Source organism: Saccharopolyspora kobensis (assembly GCF_900108315.1).
In the GTDB taxonomy this organism is placed as follows: Bacteria; Actinomycetota; Actinomycetes; order Mycobacteriales; family Pseudonocardiaceae; genus Saccharopolyspora; species Saccharopolyspora kobensis.
In genome coordinates, this window is sequence record NZ_FNVB01000002.1 from 246,286 (window position 1) to 267,524 (window position 21,239).

Genomic DNA, 21,239 nt, shown 5'->3' on the forward strand with positions numbered 1-21,239 from the left:
AATTGCGCCGGAGAAGTTCGCCCAGCGACCGCTCGAGTCGCCGCGCGAACGAGCCACGATCGGCCGGAATTCCTCGGCGCGGTCGCCCCGCATCTCGCGCGGAATCGCGTTTTCCCAGTTCACCGTGCGGTATCGACGTCCTCCCGAACGATCCGATCAGCACGTCCACCAGCCTTCGTGTCGCGCATCACAACCATTTCGGCTCCGTTTCGCGCCTACGATCCACGTCACACACGGCCCGCTGATCATTTTCGATCGTTCCGGACTGGGCCGCTGCTGTCCCAATGGAGGGGTGGAGATGACCGGCAGGATTCGGAACCAGCGGTTCGCGGCGAAAGTCGTCGAGGCCCCGGAAGCCGTCGATCTGATCGAGCCGGGCGCCAACGTGGGCATGAGCGGATTCACCGGGGCCGGATACCCCAAGGAGGTGCCGGGCGCGCTGGCCAAACGGGTCGCCGAGGCGCACGCGCGCGGACTGCCGATGAAGTTCGGCCTGTGGACCGGCGCCTCCACCGCGCCGGAGCTGGACGGGGCGCTCGCCGACGTGGAGGGCATCGACCTGCGCCTGCCGTACCAGTCCGACCCGGTCACCCGCGCGAAGATCAACAGCGGCCTGATGGACTACACCGACATCCACCTCTCGCACGTCGCGCAGCGCGTGTGGCAGGGCGCCTTCGGCAAGCTCGACGTCGCGGTGGTGGAGGTCAGCGGCATCACCGAGGACGGCCGTCTGGTCCCGTCGTCCTCGGTGGGCAACAACAAGACCTGGCTCGAACAGGCGGACCGGGTGATCCTCGAGGTCAACTCGTGGCAGAGCGAGCACCTGGAGGGCATGCACGACATCTACTACGGCACCGCGCTGCCGCCCCGGCGCAAGCCGATCCCGATCACCCGCCCGGCCGACCGGATCGGCACGCCGTACCTGGAATGCCCGGCGGACAAGGTGATCGCCGTCGTGGAAACCGAATCACCCGACCGCAACACGGTTTTCACGCCTCCGGACGAGACGTCCGAGCGGATCGCCGGGCACGTGCTGGATCTGCTGGAATCGGAGGTGCGCTCCGGTCGGCTGCCCCGCGAGCTGCTCCCGCTGCAGTCCGGGGTGGGCAACGTGGCCAACGCCGTCCTGGCCGGGCTCGGTGCCGGGCCGTTCGACGGGATGACCGCCTACACCGAGGTGATCCAGGACGGCATGCTGGCGCTGATCGAATCGGGGAAGCTGCGGACGGCCTCCGCGACGGCGTTCTCGCTCAGCCCGGCGGCGATCGACCGCTTCAACCGCGACGCCGCGGCGTACCGGGACAGGATCCTGCTGCGCCCGCAGGAGATCAGCAACCACCCCGAGGTGGTGCGCCGGCTCGGGTGCCTGGCGATGAACGGCATCGTGGAGGCCGACATCTACGGCAACATCAACTCGACGCACCTGATGGGCAGCCGGATCCAGAACGGCATCGGCGGCTCGGGCGACTTCGCGCGCAACGCCCACGTGTCGATCTTCGTCACGCCGTCGGTCGCCAAGGGCGGTGCGGTGTCGGCGATCGTGCCGATGGTCTCGCACGTCGACCACACCGAGCACGACGTCGACGTCATCGTGACCGAACAGGGCCTGGCCGACCTGCGCGGCCTGTCGCCCAGGAAGCGGGCCGAGCGGATCATCGCCAACTGCGCCCACCCCGACTTCCGCCCGGCGCTCCAGGACTACTACGACCGGGCGCTGCGATCGTCCTTCGGCCTGCACACCCCGCACCTGCTGGGAGAGGCGCTGTCCTGGCACCAGCGCTACATCGAGGAGGGCTCGATGCGCGCTGCCGCGGCGGGCTAGCACCGCGGCGCGATCTCGCGGGAGTTCAGGCGTCCGGAACTTCGCGGGATCGCGCGCGTTCCAGGCCCACCGGGTCGTGGGCGCTGAACACCTCGACCTGATCGCGGTGCGCGGTGACCAGGTCGCGCAGCCGGTCCTGGTTGTGCCGCCGCAGCGGGCCGTCGACCTGCACCTTGTTCTGGAAGTAGCGCAGCATCGGGCTGCAGTGCGGGTGCTCGGCCATCTCACCGTGGTGGAAGAACGCGTCACCGGCGTGCAGCAGCCACTTCCCGTCCGGTTTCCGCACCGCGACACCGGTGTGGCCGCGGGTGTGGCCGGGCAGCGGCACGAGCAGGATCTCCGGCGGCAGGCCCGGCAGGTCGCGCACCGCTTCGAAGCCGAACCAGCGTTCGCCGCCGGTGCTCCCGTGAACCCTCCACTTCGGACCGTGCTGGAACTGGTGGCGCAGGTAGCGGTCCTGCTCGACATCGCGCAGCATCGTCCGGTGCTCGACGTCGTGGACGTGCACCTCGGCGTGCGGGAAGTCCGGCAGCCCGCCCGCGTGGTCGAGGTCCAGGTGCGTCAGCACGATGTGCCGCACGTCCTCCGCCCGGTGGCCCAGGCGCTCCAGCTGGGCCACCGCCGTCTCGCCGGCGTCGAGCACCGGACGGGCCAGCCGGAGCCGCTGCTTCATGAGCCTCGCGTGCGTGGTGACGTCCGGGATGCCCATGCCGCTGTCGATGAGCACCAGCCCCCGCTCGGTCTCGACGAGCAGGCAGTGGCAGATCATGCGCGCAGCGCCGAACCTGCTGCCCGCGTCGTTGACCAGCCGTCCGCCGAAGGGCCGCATGGTGCCGCAGTTGAGGTGGTGGATCCGCATCAGTTCCCCTCCGCCCGCGCCGCTTCCAGCAGTGCGGTCAGTTGTGCTCCTGCCGTTCGCAGCGGCGCGACGTCGCGCCGCACCTTGGCCAGCAGCAACCCGCCTTCCAGCAGCGACAACGCGACGACGGCGAGTTCCGCGGCCCGCTGCGCCGGGATCCCCCAGCCGCCGAACCGCTCGGTCAGCCGCTCCTGCCACAGCCCGTAGGCATCGCCGCACGCGGACCGCACCTCGGAGCTCTCCGCGGAGGCCTCCAGGGCGACCGTGGCCACCGGGCAGCCGCGGCGGAAGTCCGATTCGACCAGCGACCGCTCGAAGTGCGCCACGATCGCCGCGACGGCCTCACCCGGCTCCGCCACGTCGGCCAGCAGCGCCAGCAGCTCGCCGACCTGCCGCCCGGAGGCGGCGACCGCCTCGGCGGCGAGCTGCTGCTTGCCGCCGGGGAAGTGGAAGTACAGCGAGCCCCGCGGCGCGGAGGACTCGGCGAGCACCTGGTTGACCCCGGTGCCGTGGTAACCCTGCTGGTTGAACAGCTCCATCGCGGTCTCGAGCATCTGCTGCCGCGTTCGCGCGCCCTTCTTCACAGAAAAAATATGACAGTCGGTCTACTTATTTTCAAGCCCGAACTCCCCCTGAGCACCAGAACGGGGTCGTGAGCGCGAAGCAGTGCCGGAACACCGTTGCGCACTCACGACCCCACGCCACAGGACCGGAACGTCAGCATTGCGGACTTCGCAGGGCGACTGGGCAGTCCACTGCCACCGAGCATGCGCGGCCGGGCAGCGGGCTGCGCTGCGTCAGAAACCTGTTCCGCACCAAGGGGTTTCGAGGGTGGCGAACAACCTGTCGGCCGCCGCGAGCGCCGCCGGGTCGCGCACCTCGACGCGCCCGGCCGCCACCAGCGTCGACGGCAGCTGGTCACCCAGGTACAGCGCGGCCAGCGTCGAGACGTCCAGGCTCAGCTGCGGCTCGGCCGTCGAACGCTCGACGCCGTCCGGCCCGATGCGGTAGCCGCCTTCGTTGTCCGGCAGGAAGGCGTCCCGCACCTCGACCACCACCGGCTCCGCCGGGCCGTAGGTCCGCGCCCGCAACGCCGCGAGCACGTCCACCAGGCGCACCCACAGGTCGTCGGCGATCTCGGTCACCTCGCACCGGCGGCGGTCGGTCAGCCACCACTCCAGCGGCTCGTCCAGCGGCCGGACGTGCCCCACCACGCGCGCGACCAGATCGATGCCCAGCAGGAACCGCCACAGCTCCGCCACCGCGGCGGCATCGGCGCCCTTGAGGTCGTGGACGTCCACAGTGGTCCCGCCGGCGCCGGACTTCGGCTCGTACACGGCGAACCCGTCGTCCGCACCGTCCTCGCCGGAGTGCACCGCGACCAGGCAGCCCTCGCCGAGGTACTGCCGGATGCCCGTCCACCACGCCTCGTCCCGGCCGATCCACCCCGGCCGGCCGACACCGAACCGCCGGTAGATCCCCGGAAGCAGCGAGCCCGCGGCGTCCCAGTCCAGCACCCGCACCTGGCCGCCCCGCGGCGCGTCGTCGCGGAACGCCACCCGAGCGCGCTCCAACTCCACCTTCCGGTGGCGGGAGGCCACGCCGTAGCCGAACCGCTCGTAGATGGTGGCCTCCGAGGCGTGCAGCATCGCCACCGGCTCGCCGCGCTGCGCCACGTCGTCGAGCTGCGCGCGCATCAGCCCGCGGAGCACTCCGCGCCGGGTCCGGTCGGCGCGGACGCCGACACCGGTCACCGCACCCGCGGCCACCCGCCCACCGGGCACCGCGAGCTCGTTGGTCGTGGCGATGGCCGTGCCGACCAGCACGCCGTCGTCGAACGCGCCCAGCACCCGCCCGAGCTCGTGGCGACCGCGCGCGTTCTCCCACGCGTCGTCCTTGGACGGTGCGAGCAGCAGGGCCCGCCGGAACAGGTCGTGCGCCGATCGGAACTCGGACTCGGCCAGTGCGCGTACGTCGATCACACCGCGATTCTCCCGGTCACCGCCGCCGGAAGCGACCGATTTTCCGCCTCCGCCCGGTGAACCTCACCGTGGGTGGCCGACCTCGTAAACGCCCTTGTTCGTCTTCACCGTGACGGTGACGGTCTTGTCCTCCGCGCCGATCCGCACCGTGCAGTCGAACCGGTTTCCGGTCTGCACCGCCTGCCCTCCCGGGCAGCTCACCGAACCGACCCCGGCCAGCCCGTAGGAGCCCTTCAGCGTCTGCTCGACGCCCTTCTCCACGCTGCTCGCGTCGAACACCGAGCGCACGAACCACCCCGGCACGATCAGCCCCAGCACCAGCACCACGGCGACCAGGAGCACGCCGACGCCGCTGAGCACCCACGGCAGCACCGAGCGCTTCTTCCGCGGCGGCGGGCCGAAACCGCCCTGATGAGGCGGGAACTGCCCCGCGGGCCGCTGGTACGGCTGCTGGTACGGCTGCGGCTGCTGGTACGGCTGGCCGTAGCCGTACCGGGGCTGCTGCGGCGGTGGCTGCGGCGCGAACCCGGCCTGCTGCGGGTAACCCGGCCCGCCCGGCGGCATCCCGGTGTTCGGGGGCTGCTGCCCCCAGTGGGGATAACCCCCTGGCGGCGGGCCGTAGGGGGACGACATCTGCACCTCCGGACGATGTTGCACACGGCATCGCGAAGAAATCCAACCACAACCGCCCGGCCGTCCGAATCGGCCGGGCGGTCGTCGCCCACCCCGAACTCAACCGATGCGCCGAAGGCCGGACAAGATCCCGGAAACGGGAGGCCGGGATCCTGTTGGCGGCCGGTCGGCGAAGGTGGTCATCCAGCGCGACCCGAGTGCTTCCCCGGACTGCGGGTGCCCCTCCCGATGCAGGACGCTCCTGTGCCAACCGGAGTCCTGGGCACCCAGGGGACCGTGGCGCAACCCAGCGGCAAGAAAGACCACTCCCGAGCGCAAAACGCGGAGAGGCGTCTCAGACCGCCCCCGCCGCGACCACGCCGCGGCGGATCGCGGTGACCGCCTTCGCCGCCGCCGCGCCCACCGGATCGGACACCCCGACCACCTCGCGGATCTGGTCCAGCAGGTCGATCACCTGGCGGCACCACCGCACGAAATCGCCCGCCGACAGCTCGTGCCCGCTGGACTCCGCCGCGGTGAGCACCTTCTCCAGCGACTCACCGCGCGCCCAGCGGAACACCGGCCAGGCGAAACCCGCATCGGGCTCGCGGGTGCGGTTCAGCTTGTGCCTGCGCTCGTCGTCCTCCAGCTCCGCCCAGAGCTGCCAGGTCGCCTCCAGCGCATCGGTGACCGGCCCGGCAGGCACCTGCGGTGCCAGGCCCTCCCGCCGCGACTCGTACACCAGCGAGGAGACCACCGCGGCCAGCTCCGGCGGGCCGAGCCCGGTCCAGGTGCCGACGCGCAGGCACTCCGCCGCCAGCAGGTCGGACTCGCTGTAGAGCCGGGACAGCCGCCGCCCGTGCCGCGTGACCTTTTCGTCCTCGCCCGGCTCGGCGGGCAGGTAGCCGCGCTCGGTCAGCAGCGCGACGATCCGGTCGAAGGCGCGGGCCAGCGAGTGCGTGGTGGCCGCGACCTTGCGACGCAGGTTCTCGTTCTCGCTGCGCAGCCGCTCGTAGCGCTCCGCCCAGCGCGCGTGGCTCTCCCGCTCGTCGCAGCCGTGGCACGGGTGCGCCTTCAGCGCGCGCCGCAGCGTCGCCAGCTCCGCGTCGTCGGTGGCGTCCGAGCGCCGCCTGCCGCGCCCGCCGGAGGACTCCAGCCCGGTGTTGCGCAGCGACGAGGCCAGGTCGCGGCGGGACTTCGGGGAGCGGGTGTCGACGTGCTTGGGCAGCTTGAGCTTGCCCAGCGGCTCCACCGGGGAGGTGAAGTCGGCGACCGACAACCGCCCCGACCACCGGTCCTCGGTGACCACCAGCGGCCGCGGCTCGCCCATCGGCTCCAGCCCCGGGTCGATGACCACCGCCAGCCCCGAGCGGCGTCCCGCGGGCACCGAGATCACATCGCCCTTGCGCAGCTTCTCCAGCGACTTCGCCGCCTCCGCGCGCCGCGACTGCCGGTTCTGCCGGGCCAGCAGCTTCTCCCGCTCCGAGATCCGGCGGCGCAGCTGGAAGTACTCGTCGAAGTCGCCCAGGTGGCAGTGCATCGCCTCGGAGTAGCCGCTCAGCGCCTCGCTGTTGCGCTCCACCCGCCGCGACAGGCCCACCACCGAGCGGTCGGCCTGGAACTGCGCGAAGGACTGCTCCAGCAGGTCCCGCGCGGCGTCCTGGCCGACGCGCTGCACCAGGTTGACGGCCATGTTGTAGCCGGGCCGGAACGAGGAGCGCAGCGGGTAGGTGCGGGTGGAGGCCAGGCCGGCCACCTGCTTCGGGTCGACGCCGGGCTGCCAGACGACCACCGCGTGGCCCTCGACGTCGATGCCGCGCCGCCCCGCCCGGCCGGTGAGCTGCGTGTACTCGCCCGGGCTGAGATCCACGTGCGACTCGCCGTTGAACTTCACCAGCCTTTCCAGCACCACGGTGCGGGCGGGCATGTTGATGCCCAGCGCGAGCGTCTCGGTGGCGAACACGGCCTTGACCAGGCCACGCACGAACAGCTCCTCGACGGTCTCCTTGAACGCGGGCAGCAGCCCGGCGTGGTGCGCGGCCAGCCCGCGCTCCAGCGCCTCCCGCCACTCCCAGAAGCCCAGGACCGACAGGTCGCTCTCCGGCAGGTTCGCGGTGTGCTCGTCGATCACCTCGCGGATCTCGGCCACCTCGGACTCGCTGGTCAGCCGCAGCCCGGCGCGCACGCACTGGGAGACGGCCTGATCGCAGCCGTTGCGGCTGAAGATGAACACGATCGCGGGCAGCAGCCCGGCGGCGTCCAGACCGGTCAGCACCTCCACCCGCGACGGCGGGAAGAACCGCGGCGGCCGCGGGCCCTTGCGCTTGCCGTTGTTGGGGCCGCTGCGGCGGCCGCCGTAGGGCAGGTGCACGCGGGCCAGCTGCTGGGTGTGGCGCAGCAGGCTCGGGTTCATCTGCAGCTCGCGGTCGGCGCTCTCGCCGCCGAACAGGTCGAACATCCGCGGCCCGACCAGCATGTGCTGCCACAGCGGCACCGGCCGGTGCTCGTCGACGACCACGGTGGTGTCGCCGCGCACCTCCTGCAGCCACTCGCCGAACTCCTCGGCGTTGCTCACCGTCGCGGACAGGCTCGCGACCTGCACGTGGTCCGGCAGGTGCAGGATCACCTCCTCCCACACCGCGCCCCGGAACCGGTCGGCGAGGTAGTGCACCTCGTCCATCACCACGTAGCCGAGCTGCGCCAGGCTGCTGGAGCCGGCGTAGAGCATGTTGCGCAGCACCTCGGTGGTCATCACGACCACCTGGGCGTCGCCGTTGATCGAGGTGTCGCCGGTCAGCAACCCGACCGCGTCGCTACCGTGCCGCTCGCACAGGTCGGCGTACTTCTGGTTCGACAGCGCCTTGATCGGCGTGGTGTAGAAGCACTTGCGGCCCTCCTGCAGCGCCAGGTGCACGGCGAACTCGCCGACCACGGTCTTGCCCGCGCCGGTCGGCGCGCACACCAGCACGCCGCGACCGGCCTCCAGCGCCTGGCACGAGGTCCGCTGGAAGGGGTCGAGCTCGAAGGACAGCTGCCCGGCGAAATCGGTCAGCTTCGGGTGCACACCGCGGCGGGTGTGCTTGGCGAAGGACTCGGCCGGGGACAGCTCGGTGGGGTTGGAACGGCTAGCAGCCACCTCCCAAGGTTTTCACATCACACCGACGACCGTCTCGACCGAGCCCGCACCGGCGGTGCGCACCTCGTCACAATCCGACCATTTCCGCAGGTGGGAGCCCGTGAGGGGTTCGTGGTGCCATAGCACCTCAAAACGCTCACGGCCCCTGTGCGGGCGGAACGTCAGCCCACGACCTTCAGCGCGCCCGGCGCGCAGCGGATGGTCAGCGGCAACCGGGCCTGGGGCTCGCCGTCGGCGTAGGCCAACCAGCCGTTGTCGCCGCCCAGCCGGATCCGCCGGGCTCGCAGCGTGGTCACCGCCGGGTGCTCCACGTGCCCGCCGGAGCGCAGCGTCGGCAGGATCCCGACGAAGTCGCGCCGCGACACCGCGCCGACCACCGTCACGTCGAGCAACCCGTCCGCGGGGTCGGCGCCGGGACAGACCGGGATGCCACCGCCGTAGCAGGCGGAGTTGCCCACCGCGACCAGCGTCGCGGCCTGCTCGATGACACCGGACTCGGTCTCCACCCGCAGCGGCATCGCGTGCAGGCCCAGCAGCTCCCGGACCACCGCCAGGTCGTAGCGCCGCTGCCCGCGCGGCCAGCGCATCCGGTTCGCCCGCGCGTTGACCCGCGAGTCGAAACCGGCGCAGAGCACGGTCGCGAACCAGCCCGCACCCGCGGCCTTGCCGAGGTCGATGCTCCGCTCGTCCCCCGCCTGCAGCGCCCGGGCCGCGGCGCGGGCCGCGGCGACGGCGTCGAGCGGCACGCCGAGCCCGCGCGCGAGGTCGTTGCCGGTACCGGCCGGGATCAGGGCGAGGGCGGTGCCGGATTCCGCGCACGCCTGCACCGCCAGGTGCGCGATGCCGTCACCGCCGACCACGGCGAGCACGTCGGCGCCGTCGGACACCGCGCGCTTCGCGGCTTCGGCGGCACCACCGGCATCGGTGGCGATCACCGTCCGGACGTCGCAGACAGCGCGGAGATGACCGACGATCTCGCCGACCACCTTCGCCGAGAGCCGGCCACCGGCCGCAGGGTTGATCAACAGGACACAGCGCACGAGGCAAGATCCTCACCCACGCGGCACCGCCTTGACCAGTGGCCGTGTCCAACTCGTGAGCGGCACCGGCGACCCGCACCAGCGCCGCTCACGGCACATCACGTGACGTCGTCGTGGTCCCGCCGAGGCGCCTGCGACGCCCGCAGGTCGAGTTCGGAACCCCGGAAGTCGATCTCGGAGGCCTCGTCCAGCCCGACCGAGTCGAGCCCCTGGGCCGCGAGCTTCTTGGCCTTGCGCTTGTCGTTGGCCCGGCAGATGCCCATCGCGATGATGAACAGCACGGACAGCGCCGCGGCCAGCGCGAGCATCGAGAACGGGTCCTGGCCCGGTGTCGCGATCGCGGCGAACACGAACAGCGCGAACACGATGCCCCGCCACCAGCTCTTGAGCTTCTCGTAGCTGACGATCCCGGCGAGGTTGAGCATCACCAGGATCAGCGGCAGCTCGAAGCTGACACCGAAGATCACCAGCAGCAGCAGCATGAAGCTGATGTACTTGCCGCCGGTGAGCGCGGTGAAGAAAGCGTCCCCGCCGAACCCGGACATGAACGCCAGCGCCACCGGCAGGATGTAGTAGGCCAGCACCGCACCGGCCAGGAACAGCACCGTCGCGCAGCTGACGAACAGCCGGGCGAACTTGCGCTCCTTGGCGTACAGACCGGGCGTGATGAACGCCCACAGCTGGTACAGCCACACCGGGCTGAACAGCACCGCACCGACCGCCACGCCGACCTTGAGGGTCAGCATGAAGATCTCGAACGGCTCGGTCTGCAGCAGCTGGCAGTGCCCGTTGGGGGACAACCGCTGCGTCTCGGGCAGCTGGCAGTACGGCTCCAGCAGGAAGTCGCTGAGCGTGGGCAACCCGAAGGCCGAGTTGGAGAACCACCAGATCCCGAAGATCGCGCCGATGATCACCGCCGCGATGGCCACGCCCAACCGGTACCGCAGCTCGTAGAGGTGATCCACGAGCGTCATGGTGCCGTCCGGGTTGTGCCTGCGGCCCCACCGGCGGCGATCCTTGCGGAACGGGTTCAGGCGACGCAGTGGATTACCCACCGTGTTGTCCCGTCCTCACTCAGTTCTTGGTGTCGTTGCGCTGCTTCTCGTCAGCCGGGGACGGCGACGTCACCGGAGGCGCACTGGTCTCACCGGCGGTCAGCTCCGGCTTCGGCTTCTCCTCCTCGGCCTTCTTCGCGGCTTCCTCGTCGGCCTTCATGCCGCGGGCTTCTGCCTTGAACACGCGCGCGGACTGGCCGAGCGAGCGGGCCATCTGCGGGAGCTTGGTGGCGCCGAACAGCAGCACCAGAACCAAGACGATGAGGATCAGCTCCCAGCCACCTGGCAAACCCATCCGAACACAACCTTTCGTGATGTCCCTGCTGGGCGACATCGTACGCGCGGCAGGGCTGGACAAATAGGGCCGTTGAGCGTCACCCGCGGCGACGTTCGGCGAACGCCACCTTGAGCCCGGCCGCTCGCGCCTTCACCAGGCCGCTGCGGTCCGCGAGGTCGTGGGCGACCTGCCGCTGGACGGACTTGAACCGGGAAACCTCCCGGAGGACCCGGACCAGCAGCAGCACGAGCAGGACCAGACCCGCTCCCAGCAGCACAAGACTCCACACGTACGGCACCCGGTCACCGTATCGGGCCTAGATGGACGGAAGGTGACGTGCCCGTGCCAACGCGTCTTCCGCGCGTTGACGCACGTCACAGGCCAGGTCGTCGGGGCTGAGCACCCGGGCCTGCCCGCCCAGGCCGAGCAGCAGCCTGCTCATCCAGCTCCGGTCGGAGTAGCGCATCCGCACCCGGGCCCGCCCGTGCGGCAGCTCGACGAGCTCGTCCACCTGGTAGTACTCGGCGACCCAGCGCGCGTCCGGCTCCAGCTCCAGCTCGGCCACCGACTGGTCGGGCGCGGGCCGGAACAGCCCCTCCGACACGTCGGTGGGCTCGGCCTCCGAGGGCGGCTGCGCCGCTTCGCCCAGCACCGCGACCTCGTCGATCCGGTCCAGCCGGAACATCCGCACGCCCTGCGCGCTGCGGCACCAGGCCTCCAGGTAGCTGCGCCCGTCGATGAGCAGCAGCCGCATCGGGTCGACGGTCCGCTCGCTGATCTCGTCGCGCGAGGGCGTGTAGTAGCGGATCCACAGCGCCCGGCGCAGCGTCGTGGCCTCCTGCACCGCTGCCCGCACGCCGGGCTGCACCGCGCCACCGCGCCCCTCCAGCCCGACGACCACGCCGGCCGGGCGGGCCTGCCCGACGGCGTTCTCCACCTTCGCCAGGGTCCGCTGGACCGCGTCGGTGTCGGTGATGCCCGGCGTCTCGGCCAGCGCCCGCAGGGCGACCAGCAGCGCGGTGGCCTCCGAGGCGGTCAGCCGCAGCGGTCGCCGCATGCCCGCGTCGTAGGTGACGGTGATGGTGTCGCTCTCGAAGGAGAGGTCGATCAGGTCACCGGGACCGTAGCCGGGCAGCCCGCACATCCACAGCAGCTCCAGGTCCTTGCGCAGCTGCTGCTCGGTGACGCCGAAGTCGTCCGCGGCGTCGGCGACCGGGATGCCCGGACGGCTCAGCAGGTACGGCACCAGCGCCAGCAGGCGCGGCAGCCGCTCGGTCGCGCTCGTCACCGCGTCCCCTTCCCCGGCTCGCCCTGGTCCACCACGTCCAGGTGGATCTCGTGGATCGTCTTGCGCAGCGTGTCCGGCTCCAGCACCAGCACGTCCGCCCCGTACCCGGCGAGCCAGCCCGCCGCCGATTCGGGGTAGTGCAGGTCGAGCTCGACCACGTCGCCCCAGTCGTCGCCGAGCTGCATCCGGTCCACGACCTTCGCCCGGCGCCGCGCGCCCTGCGCCCGCCCGTCCGCGACCCACACGCGGGCGAGCGTGCTGGGCTGGGCGTGGCGGTGCTCGCCCGCGACGAAGCTCAGCAGGTCGATGTCCGGTGGGCGCTGGACCTGCCCGGCCCGTCCGGTCGCCTTCACCTTGTCCTGGATGCGGGACAACCGGAAGCACCGCGGCGCCTGCCGGTCGCGGTCGTGCCCGACGACGTACCAACGACCGCGCCAGGACACCACGCCCCACGGCTCGACGGTCCGCCGGTGCACCTCGGGACTGCTCGGGCGCCGGTAGTCGAACTCCACCACCCGGCCGCTCTGCACCGCCGCCAGCAGCGGCGCGAACGCGGGCTCGGTGGTGCGCACCTTGGGCTCGACGGCCGCCGAAGCGTGCTCGTCGACGTCCACGCCTGCCGCGCGCAGCTTCAGCAGCGCGCCGCGGGCCGCCGCGGTGAGCTCCGGGGCGTCCCACAGCCGCACGGCCAGCGCCACGGCGGCGGCCTCGTCGGGCTCCAGGTCGATGTCGCCCAGCTCGTAGTCGCGCCGCGCGATCCGGTAACCGTCGGTGGCGTCGAAGGCCGAGTTCCGGCCGGTCTCCAGCGGGATGCCGAGATCCCGCAGTTCCGCCTTGTCCCGTTCGAAGGTTCGGAAGAAGGCCTCGTCAGTGGGCGCGCCGGAGTAGCCCGGCACGATCGCCCGGATCCGATCCGCGGTGAGGTACTGGCGGGTCGACAGCAGACACAGCACCAGGTTCACCAAGCGTTCAGCACGCACAGTGGCCACCGCAGAACTCTAGCCCGCCCGGATTCGATCATGTGTTTGGGTCGGGGCGCGTTGTTCCCAGTGGGGCGGGAGGGGCCAAAGAGGCAAAGATTTCGGTCTGCACTGAAGTCACGATGAACGCGAAGAAGTTTCACGACGGTCCGCACCCGGCCGGGCGCGAAGAAGTTCGCGGTGATCACTTCGCGCCTACCCTGGACGCATGTCCGAACGCGTCTTGATGATCACCGGGGCATCCCGCGGAATCGGTGCCGCGACCGCGCGAGCCGCCGCCGCGGCCGGCTACCGCCTGGTCCTCACCGCCCGCTCCGCCGACGCCCTGTCCGCACTGGTCGACGAGCTCGGCCCGGAAACCGCGCTGGCGCTGCCCTGCGACGTCACCGACTACGCCAACCTCACCGAGGCCGTCCAGCACGCCGAGGACCGCTTCGGGCGCCTGGACGCGGTGTTCGCCAACGCGGGCACCAGCCTGCACACCTCGTTCCTCGGCAACGGCGGCGCCGAACCCGAGCAGTGGCGCGACATGGTCCTCACCAACGTCTACGGCGCCGCGATCACCGCCCGCGCCGCACTGCCCGCCCTCGCCCGCACCGAGGGCCACCTGCTGCTGACCGGCTCCAACGCGGGCCGCGGCATCCGCCCGGGGAACCTCTACTCGGCGACGAAGTGGGCGGTCACCGGCATGGCCCAGAACATCCGCGCGGAATGCGTGGGCACCGGAGTCCGCGTGACGCTCATCCAGCCGGGCATGGTCGAGACCGAGATGACCGAGGACACCCAGGACGTCCCCAAGCTCAACGCCGAGGACATCGCCAACGCGGCCCTCTACGCCCTCCAGCAACCGCCGACGGTCGACGTCAACGAACTCATCATCCGCCCCACCGGGCAACAGCGGTGACCTTCCGCGGTGGAGGGCGCCCCCGATCGCCCGGAAGTGCCCTCCACCGCGGGGTCAGAGCGAGTTGATGAGGCGCTCGACGCGGTCGTCGACCGCGCGGAAGGGGTCCTTGCACAGGACCGTGCGCTGGGCCTGGTCGTTGAGCTTGAGGTGCACCCAGTCGACCGTGAAGTCCCGGCCCGCGGCCTGCGCGGCGGCGATGAAGTCACCGCGCAGCTTGGCCCGGGTGCTCTGCGGCGGGGTGTCCTTGGCCGCCTCGATCTCGCCGTCCTCGGTGGCCCGGTCCACCAGGTCCTTGCGCTGCAGCATGTCGAACAGCCCGCGGCCGCGCCGGATGTCGTGGTAGGCCAGGTCCAGCTGGGCGATCCGCGGGCTGGACAGCTCCAGGCCGTGCTTGCCGCGGTAGCGCTCCAGCAGCCGGTGCTTGATCGCCCAGTCGATCTCCCGGTCGATCAGCGAGAAGTCCTGCTGCTCGATGGCGTCCAGCGCCCGGCCCCACAGCTCCAGGATCCGCTCGGTCATCGGGTCCGAACCGCGCCGCGCCACGTGGTCGACGGCCCGGCCGTAGTACTCCCGCTGGATGTCCAGCGCCGAGGCCTCCCGGCCGCCCGCCAGCCGGACCGTGCGCCGCCCGGTCAGGTCGTGGCTGATCTCGCGGATCGCGCGGATCGGGTTGTCCAGGCTGAAGTCCCGGAACTGCACGCCCTGCTCGACCATCTCCAGCACCAGGTTCGCCGAGCCGACCTTGAGCAGCGTGGTCACCTCGGACATGTTGGAGTCGCCGACGATGACGTGCAGCCGGCGGTAGCGCTCGGCGTCGGCGTGCGGCTCGTCGCGGGTGTTGATGATCGGCCGCGAGCGGGTCGTCGCGCTGGAGACGCCCTCCCAGATGTGCTCGGCGCGCTGCGACAGGCAGTACACCGCGCCGCGCGGCGTCTGCAGCACCTTGCCCGCGCCGCAGATGAGCTGGCGGGTCACCAGGAACGGCAGCAGCACGTCGGCGATCCGGGAGAACTCGCCGGAGCGCCCGACCAGGTAGTTCTCGTGGCAGCCGTAGGAGTTGCCCGCGGAGTCGGTGTTGTTCTTGAACAGGAAGATGTCACCGCCGATGCCCTCGTCGGCCAGCCGCCGCTCGGCGTCGATGAGCAGGTCCTCCAGGATCCGCTCACCGGACTTGTCGTGCGTGACGAGCTGGACGAGGTCGTCGCACTCGGCCGTGGCGTACTCCGGGTGGGAGCCCACGTCCAGGTAGAGCCTGGCCCCGTTGCGGAGGAAGACGTTGGACGACCGCCCCCACGACACGACCCGTCGGAACAGGTATCTGGCCACCTCGTCCGGGGACAGTCGACGCTGCCCGTGGAAGGTGCAGGTGACCCCGAACTCGGTTTCGATGCCGAAGATCCGCCGCTGCATGACTCCACACTAGGCGCTAATACCGCTTCGCGGCGGTCCGCCGTTCGGGCACCTGTGGCGCGTCCTGCCGACGAAAACGGTTGCACCGCGTCATCGGGCGTGCCGCGCGGGCCGCCGACCGGCCCGCACCGGGCCCCGCCGCAGCCCGGCCACCTCGCCACCGGCGGTGTCCGAAGCGGCCTCCGACCACAGCATGTTGTGACCCGCGGCGGCCATGCGGCCGGTCAACGCTTGGCGGGCAGCCGTTCGGGGAATCCGGTGCTCGACGCACGAGTGCGGGACACCGGTCAGCCGACCGGCATCCCGCACTCTGGAGCTCGCCGGGCGATTTCGCGCGAAATCGCCGTCAGTCCTGCACGCGGAATGGCGATTTCGCGCGAAATCGCCACCACCGCTACTTGCCCGCGGAGGTGTCCTCGGAGCTCTCGGACTCGTCCGAAGTCGACGCCCGCTCCGGGATCAGCGCCTTCAGCGCCGCACCCTGGATCCGGCGGAAGGTCCGGTTCGGCCGGGCGCGGTCGAGCACCGCGACCTCCAGCTTGTCGGCGCTCAGCTCCCGGTTGCCGTCCCCGCCGGAGGACAGCGCCTCGATCGCCACCTTCGCGGCGTCGGCCAGTTCCAGCCCGTCGCTGAAGGACTCCTTGAGCGCGCTGGTGATCGCGTCGGCCTGACCGCCCATCACCACGAACTGCGGTTCGTCCACGATGGACCCGTCGTAGGTCAGCCGGTACAGCTGGTCGGTGTCGGCGGTGAAACCGGCCTCCGCCACGCAGATCTCGACCTCGAACGGCTTGATCTGCTCGGTGAAGATGGCACCCAGGTGCTGGGCGTAGGTGTTGGCCAGCGAGCGGCCGGTGACGTCACGCCGGTCGTAGGAGTACCCGCGCACGTCGGCGATGCGCACCCCGGCCACCCGCAGCGCCTCGAACTCGCTGTAGCGGCCCACCGCCGCGAAGCCGATGCGGTCGTAGATCTCGGAGACCTTGTGCAGCGTCGGCGACGGGTTCTCGGCGACGAACAGCACCCCACCGGCGTACTTGAGCACCACCACGCTGCGCCCCCGCGCAATGCCCTTGCGGGCCAGCTCGGAACGCTCCCGCATCAACTGCTCGGGGGAGGTGTAGAACGGCATCGTCACGGCTGTGCACTCCTGGTTCGAATCTGCTCGCGAGTCGGATCGGGGCGGGTGTCAGCCGCCGGGGTTCTCCAACCGGCCGTTGACGACCGCGGTGGCGACCTCGGAGGTGCGCTCCTCGGGCAGCCGCACGGCACCGTCGGCGGCCGTGATGGTGACGACCGACGGGAAGATGCGCCGCGACAGGTCCGGGCCACCGGTGGCCGAGTCGTCGTCGGCCGCGTCGTAGAGCGCCTCGACCGCGGTGCGCACCGCGGTGTCCAGATCGGCGTCCGGGTCGAAGCGCTTCTTCAGCGCGGACTTCGCGAACAGCGAACCCGAACCGACCGCGTGGAAACCGGCCGCCTCGTCGTAGCGGCCGCCGACCACGTCGTAGGACACGATCCGCCCGGCGCGGTCGGGATCCTCGGCATCGGTGTCGTAACCGGCGAACAGCGGCACCACGGCGAGGCCCTGCATGGCGGCCTGGAGGTTGCCGCGCAGCATGTTCGCCAGCCGGTTCGCCTTGCCGTCCAGCGACAGCGAGATGCCTTCCAGCTTCTCGTAGTGCTCCAGCTCGACCGCGTACAGCTTGACCAGTTCCTGCGCCACGCCCGCGGTACCGGCGATGCCGACCGCCGAGTACGCGTCGGTGACGAACAGCTTCTCCATGTCCCGCTGGGCGATCAGGTTGCCCATGGTGGCCCGGCGGTCACCGGCCAGCAGCACGCCGCCGCGGAAGGTCACCGCGACGATCGTGGTGCCGTGCGGGGCTTCCACCGCGCCCTCCGCCGGCTTCCGGCCGCCGGGCAGCAGTTCGGGCGAAGTGGACCGGAGGAAGTCGGTGAACGACGACGACCCCGGGGTGAGGTAGGCGGCGGGCAGTGCCTGACCCGGGAACTGGGTCGAGCTCGATTCCATCAGCGACATCGTCTCCCGATCGAAGGACCTGCGACTGGTACGCACTCTAGTCAAGATCCGGCGCGCAGCGGACGGCACCGGGCCGCGCGCGGCGGCCCGGAAACCGGTCCTGCTTACTGCCCGCCCTTCTGGACGTAGGCGCGGACGAAGTCCTCGGCGTTCTCCTCCAGGACGTCGTCGATCTCATCCAGGATGGCGTCCACGTCCTCGCCGAGCTTCTCGCGGCGTTCCTGGCCGGCTGCCTCGGGCCCCTGCTCTTCCTCGCCGTCGCCGCCGCCGTGCCGCTGAACCTTTTCCTGGGACATCTCGCCTCCCGGTGGTCGACCTCCGGACCTCCCCTGCACCGGGGACGTCCTGCTGTGAACACTACCCATCCGAACACCCGTTGGCCCACAGCCAGCCGGGGGTCATTGCGATCTTCCGGACCCGCCTGACGTGGCTGTCCGTCACCGCAGGCCGGGGATCCTCCGTACGACACGCGGCTTGGTCGACCCAGGTCAGGCAAGCGGCGCGCCGCGGGTTCTCCGAAGCTCTCTCGCGCGGACGGCCCGGACGCCGCGTACTGGTTCACGCTCGAATCCGGGATCCCGTGGCCGAGGAAGCCGCTGAGGCTCCGCCACCCGCACCGCCGCGCAAAACGACCGAACCACTGTTCCGTCACCCCTTGGTCAGGGAATCGACCAGTTCCTCGGCGCTGGCCGCGGCCTCCAGGAGCGCGCCGACGTGGGCCTTCGTGCCGCGCAGCGGTTCCAACGTCGGGATGCGCACCAGCGATTCCCGGCCGAGGTCGAAGATGACCGAGTCCCAGGACGCCGCCGCCACCTCCGACGGGTAGCGCTCCAGGCACCGGCCGCGGAAGTAGGCGCGGGTGTCCTCCGGCGGTGTGAGCACCGCGTCGCGGACCTCCTCCTCGCTGACCAGGCGCTTCATCGAGCCGCGCGCGACCAGCCGGTTGTAGAGGCCCTTGTCCAGCCGCACGTCGGAGTACTGCAGGTCGATCATGTGCAGCCGCGGCGAGGCCCAGCCCAGGCTGTCGCGGCTGCGGTAGCTCTCCAGCAGCCGCAGCTTGGCCGGCCAGTCCAGCCGGTCGGCGCAGCTCATCGGATCGGTGCTGAGCAGGTCCAGCACCTCGCCCCAGGTGTCCAGCACCTCGCGCGCGGCCCGCTCGCCGCCGTGCTCGTCGAGGAAGGCCGCCGCCCGCTCGTGGTAGGCGCGCTGCAGGTCCAGGCCGGTGAACCGGCGGCCGTCGGCGAGCTCCACGGTCTGCTTCAGCGTCGGGTCGTGGCTGATCAGGTGCACGGCCTGCACCGGGTCGACCAGCTTGAGGTCGTCGAAGCGGTGACCGGACTCGATCATGTCCAGCACCAGTGCCGCGGTGCCGAGCTTGAGGTAGGTGGAGGTCTCCGCCAGGTTGGCGTCGCCGATGATCACGTGCAGCCGCCGGTACTTGTCGGCGTCGGCGTGCGGTTCGTCGCGGGTGTTGATGATGCCGCGCTTGAGGGTCGTCTCCAGGCCGACCTCGACCTCGATGTAGTCGGAGCGCTGGGAGAGCTGGAACCCGGCCTTCTCCCCCGCCTGCCCGACACCGACCCGGCCCGAACCGCAGATCACCTGGCGGGAGGCGAAGAACGGGGTGAGCCCGCCGATCACCGCGGTGAACGGGGTGCTGCGCGACATCAGGTAGTTCTCGTGGGTGCCGTAGCTGGCGCCCTTGCCGTCGACGTTGTTCTTGTAGAGCTGGATGGGCGCGGTGCCGGGCACGCTGGCCGCCCGGATCGCCGCCTCCTCCATCACCCGTTCGCCCGCCTTGTCCCAGATGACCGCATCGCGCGGATTGGTCACCTCCGGGGCGGAGTACTCCGGGTGCGCGTGGTCGACGTAGAGCCGCGCGCCGTTGGTGAGGATGACGTTGGCCGCGCCGAGGTCGTCGCCGTCGGAGTTGCTGGGCTGCTGCGCCGCCGCGCTGAGGTCGAAGCCGCGGGCGTCCCGCAGGGGCGATTCGACCTCGTAGTCCCAGCGCGCGCGCCTGGCCCGCGGGATGTCGGCCGCAGCCGCGTAAGCGAGCACGATGTGCGTGGAGGTCAGCACCGGGTTTGCGCTGGAATCGCCCGGCACGACGATGCCGTACTCCACCTCGGTTCCCATGATCCGCCGCATACCTCGCAGCGTACGGGGTATCACCGACCGTGCGGAGTGCTGCGCGCCACAGGATGTCGGATCGTGGTAAACACCGCCGGTGCCGGTGCGTCGGGTGTGCCCCGCTGGACGGCTGCGACGATCGGGGCATGAAGCCTGGCGAAGAACTGGTGGCCGTGTACGACGCGGCCGGGCGTGTCGTGGGCAGTGCGACCCGGCAGCGGATGCGCGCGGAAGGCCTGTGGCACGCGTCGGCGGCGGTGCTGGTCCGCTCCCCCGACGGCGAGAGCATCTACGTGCACCGCCGGACCGACACCAAGGACGTCTACCCCGGCCTCCACGACTGCGCGGCGGGCGGTGTCGTCGCGGCGGGCGAGGACCCGGACACCACCGCCGAGCGCGAGCTCGCCGAGGAGCTGGGCGTGCGCGGCGCGCCGCTGCGGTTCCTGTTCCGCTCCACCTTCGACCAGGGCACCGTGCGGTACCACGGCTTCCTCTACGAGGTCCGCTGGGACGGCCCGATCACCCACCAGCCCGAAGAGGTCGCCGCGGGCTGGTGGATGCCGCTGCCGGAACTCCGCGAACGCCTGGACGACCCGCGGTGGCCGTTCGTCCCGGACGGCCGGAAGTTCGCCCTGGAGTGGTTCGCCCGGATGTGAGGAGTTCCGCTCAGCGCCACGGAAGGGCGGCTCGTTCGCCCCAGTAGGTCGCCGCGTCGCGGGCCAGGGTCTGCAGGGCGTGCACGTCGCGGTCGGTCAGCTCCACCCGGCAGGACGCCAGGTTCGCCGCCAGCTGCTCGACGCTGGCCGGGCCGAGCAGCACCACGTCCGCCCACGGCTGGTGCAGCACGTGCGCGATGGCCACCGCGTCCGGCGCCACGCCGTGGCGGTCGGCCACCTCGGCCAGCTCCCGGGGCACGTCGACGGCGAGGCGCCCGTTGGCCAGGGTCTCCTTGACCAGCACCCGCCAGCCGCCGGTGTGCACCTCGGCCAGCGCCCGCCCCGCCGACGGCTCCAGCGAGTTCCAGGTGGACTGCACCGCCGAGAACAGCTGCCGCCCGCCGACCTCGATCTCCCAGGCGCGTTCGATGGTCTCGCCCTGCGCGGCACCGCTGGTGGAGAAGCCCAGGCGCACGCCGGCGTCGCGGATGCGGGCGAGTTCGTGCTGCAGCGCCATGTCCTCGAACAGCGGGCTGCTCGCGGTCAGCGAGTGCACCTGGTAGAGGTCGACCCGATCGCCCAGCAGCGTGCGCGTTTCCGCCCACTGCGTGCGCAACCGCTCCAGCGAGTGCTCCTTGACCTCGTGCACCTCGGTCTCGATCCGCCACTGCGCGACGTAGGCGTAGCCCCACTTGCTGGACACCGCCACGTCGCCGTGACCGCGTTCGCGCAGCCACTCGGCGAGGAACTGCTCGGCGCTGCCGTAGGAACGCGCGGTGTCGACCCACCGGATGCCGCTGGCGTAGGCGGCGTCCAGCACCGCGCGGGTGCGCTCCCGCATGGCCTGCGCGCTGCGCTGCGCGGGCAGCACGTCGGAGCGGCCGACGTTGATGTATGCCGGGCGGCCCAGGGCGGCCAGTCCGAGCCCGAGCCGCTCCACCGGTGTCTGCGGGATCATGCCTGGAAACGTAACCGCTGCCGGGCTCCGGCACAGCTCGGGGCCGCCACCCGGAGGAGGTGGCGGCCCCGAAGCACGAGCCG

General features: G+C 71.3%; 21 protein-coding genes. 3 read left to right on the forward strand and 18 right to left on the reverse strand.

Annotation, left to right across the window (positions count from 1 at the left end; translation table 11 throughout):
• Positions 1 to 298: 298 nt before the first annotated feature.
• Positions 299 to 1,822: a succinyl-CoA:acetate CoA-transferase ScpC gene (gene scpC / locus C4T78_RS01085; protein ID WP_093346109.1), complete on the forward strand. Its 1,524-nt coding sequence runs from the start codon at positions 299 to 301 to the stop codon at positions 1,820 to 1,822.
• 25 nt (positions 1,823 to 1,847) lie between these two features.
• Here scpC and C4T78_RS01090 read toward each other — a convergent pair whose 3' ends face one another.
• The 11 genes from C4T78_RS01090 to C4T78_RS01140 all read right to left on the reverse strand — a co-directional run bounded on the left by C4T78_RS01090 (position 1,848) and on the right by C4T78_RS01140 (position 13,060).
• Positions 1,848 to 2,681 (reverse strand): MBL fold metallo-hydrolase, encoded by an 834-nt coding sequence (locus C4T78_RS01090; protein WP_093346106.1) that lies wholly within the window; start codon positions 2,679 to 2,681, stop codon positions 1,848 to 1,850.
• Entirely contained in the window at positions 2,681 to 3,265 is a 585-nt protein-coding gene (locus C4T78_RS01095) for a TetR/AcrR family transcriptional regulator (protein WP_374703853.1), read from the reverse strand. The genes C4T78_RS01090 and C4T78_RS01095 overlap by 1 nt, the downstream gene beginning before the upstream one ends.
• A gap of 213 nt (positions 3,266 to 3,478) precedes the next feature.
• Entirely contained in the window at positions 3,479 to 4,663 is a 1,185-nt protein-coding gene (locus C4T78_RS01100) for a GNAT family N-acetyltransferase (RefSeq protein WP_093346104.1), read from the reverse strand.
• A 63-nt stretch (positions 4,664 to 4,726) separates the two neighbouring features.
• On the reverse strand, positions 4,727 to 5,296 hold the full coding sequence (locus C4T78_RS01105; protein ID WP_093346101.1) for a DUF4333 domain-containing protein: 570 nt from the start codon (positions 5,294 to 5,296) through the stop codon (positions 4,727 to 4,729).
• Positions 5,297 to 5,630: 334 nt separating this feature from the next.
• On the reverse strand, positions 5,631 to 8,411 hold the full coding sequence (locus tag C4T78_RS01110) for a DEAD/DEAH box helicase (protein ID WP_093346099.1): 2,781 nt from the start codon (positions 8,409 to 8,411) through the stop codon (positions 5,631 to 5,633).
• Positions 8,412 to 8,572: 161 nt separating this feature from the next.
• Complete coding sequence (locus tag C4T78_RS01115) at positions 8,573 to 9,436, reverse strand: diacylglycerol/lipid kinase family protein (protein ID WP_309599250.1); 864 nt, start codon at positions 9,434 to 9,436, stop codon at positions 8,573 to 8,575.
• 113 nt (positions 9,437 to 9,549) lie between these two features.
• Positions 9,550 to 10,506 carry a twin-arginine translocase subunit TatC gene (gene tatC, locus C4T78_RS01120; RefSeq protein WP_177247378.1) on the reverse strand — a complete coding sequence of 319 codons (957 nt, stop codon included), beginning with the start codon at positions 10,504 to 10,506 and terminating at the stop codon, positions 9,550 to 9,552.
• Positions 10,507 to 10,525: 19 nt separating this feature from the next.
• Positions 10,526 to 10,801: a Sec-independent protein translocase subunit TatA gene (tatA, locus tag C4T78_RS01125; RefSeq protein WP_093346094.1), complete on the reverse strand. Its 276-nt coding sequence runs from the start codon at positions 10,799 to 10,801 to the stop codon at positions 10,526 to 10,528.
• A 79-nt stretch (positions 10,802 to 10,880) separates the two neighbouring features.
• The gene (locus C4T78_RS01130) at positions 10,881 to 11,081 is read right to left on the reverse strand and encodes a bacteriophage holin (protein WP_093346091.1); all 201 of its coding nucleotides are present in this window, start codon (positions 11,079 to 11,081) and stop codon (positions 10,881 to 10,883) included.
• Positions 11,082 to 11,099: 18 nt separating this feature from the next.
• Positions 11,100 to 12,071 (reverse strand): helix-turn-helix transcriptional regulator, encoded by a 972-nt coding sequence (locus C4T78_RS01135; RefSeq protein WP_093346088.1) that lies wholly within the window; start codon positions 12,069 to 12,071, stop codon positions 11,100 to 11,102.
• The gene (locus C4T78_RS01140) at positions 12,068 to 13,060 is read right to left on the reverse strand and encodes a helix-turn-helix transcriptional regulator (RefSeq protein ID WP_093346086.1); all 993 of its coding nucleotides are present in this window, start codon (positions 13,058 to 13,060) and stop codon (positions 12,068 to 12,070) included. Before C4T78_RS01140 ends, C4T78_RS01135 begins: the two co-directional genes overlap by 4 nt.
• Before the next feature lie 199 nt (positions 13,061 to 13,259).
• Between C4T78_RS01140 and C4T78_RS01145 the strand changes: the two genes are divergently transcribed.
• Entirely contained in the window at positions 13,260 to 13,955 is a 696-nt protein-coding gene (locus C4T78_RS01145; protein ID WP_093346083.1) for an SDR family oxidoreductase, read from the forward strand.
• 54 nt (positions 13,956 to 14,009) lie between these two features.
• On the opposite strand, the gene pafA is transcribed toward C4T78_RS01145, so the two are convergent.
• The 6 genes from pafA to dop all read right to left on the reverse strand — a co-directional run bounded on the left by pafA (position 14,010) and on the right by dop (position 19,560).
• Positions 14,010 to 15,368 carry a Pup--protein ligase gene (gene pafA / locus C4T78_RS01150; protein WP_093155586.1) on the reverse strand — a complete coding sequence of 453 codons (1,359 nt, stop codon included), beginning with the start codon at positions 15,366 to 15,368 and terminating at the stop codon, positions 14,010 to 14,012.
• A 90-nt stretch (positions 15,369 to 15,458) separates the two neighbouring features.
• A complete protein-coding gene (locus C4T78_RS35910) occupies positions 15,459 to 15,677 on the reverse strand; it encodes a hypothetical protein (protein WP_143185723.1) in 219 nt (72 codons plus the stop codon).
• Between the two features lie 85 nt (positions 15,678 to 15,762).
• A complete protein-coding gene (gene prcA, locus C4T78_RS01155; protein ID WP_093346080.1) occupies positions 15,763 to 16,506 on the reverse strand; it encodes a proteasome subunit alpha in 744 nt (247 codons plus the stop codon).
• A 51-nt stretch (positions 16,507 to 16,557) separates the two neighbouring features.
• On the reverse strand, positions 16,558 to 17,403 hold the full coding sequence (prcB, locus tag C4T78_RS01160) for a proteasome subunit beta (RefSeq protein WP_093348337.1): 846 nt from the start codon (positions 17,401 to 17,403) through the stop codon (positions 16,558 to 16,560).
• Positions 17,404 to 17,516: 113 nt separating this feature from the next.
• Positions 17,517 to 17,708: a ubiquitin-like protein Pup gene (locus tag C4T78_RS01165; protein WP_093155583.1), complete on the reverse strand. Its 192-nt coding sequence runs from the start codon at positions 17,706 to 17,708 to the stop codon at positions 17,517 to 17,519.
• 352 nt (positions 17,709 to 18,060) lie between these two features.
• Positions 18,061 to 19,560 (reverse strand): depupylase/deamidase Dop, encoded by a 1,500-nt coding sequence (gene dop / locus C4T78_RS01170; protein WP_093346078.1) that lies wholly within the window; start codon positions 19,558 to 19,560, stop codon positions 18,061 to 18,063.
• A 128-nt stretch (positions 19,561 to 19,688) separates the two neighbouring features.
• On the opposite strand from dop, the gene C4T78_RS01175 reads away from it, so the two are divergent.
• A complete protein-coding gene (locus C4T78_RS01175) occupies positions 19,689 to 20,198 on the forward strand; it encodes an NUDIX hydrolase (protein ID WP_093346075.1) in 510 nt (169 codons plus the stop codon).
• 10 nt (positions 20,199 to 20,208) lie between these two features.
• On the opposite strand, the gene C4T78_RS01180 is transcribed toward C4T78_RS01175, so the two are convergent.
• Positions 20,209 to 21,156: an aldo/keto reductase gene (locus C4T78_RS01180; protein ID WP_093346073.1), complete on the reverse strand. Its 948-nt coding sequence runs from the start codon at positions 21,154 to 21,156 to the stop codon at positions 20,209 to 20,211.
• Between the last annotated feature and the right edge of the window lie 83 nt (positions 21,157 to 21,239).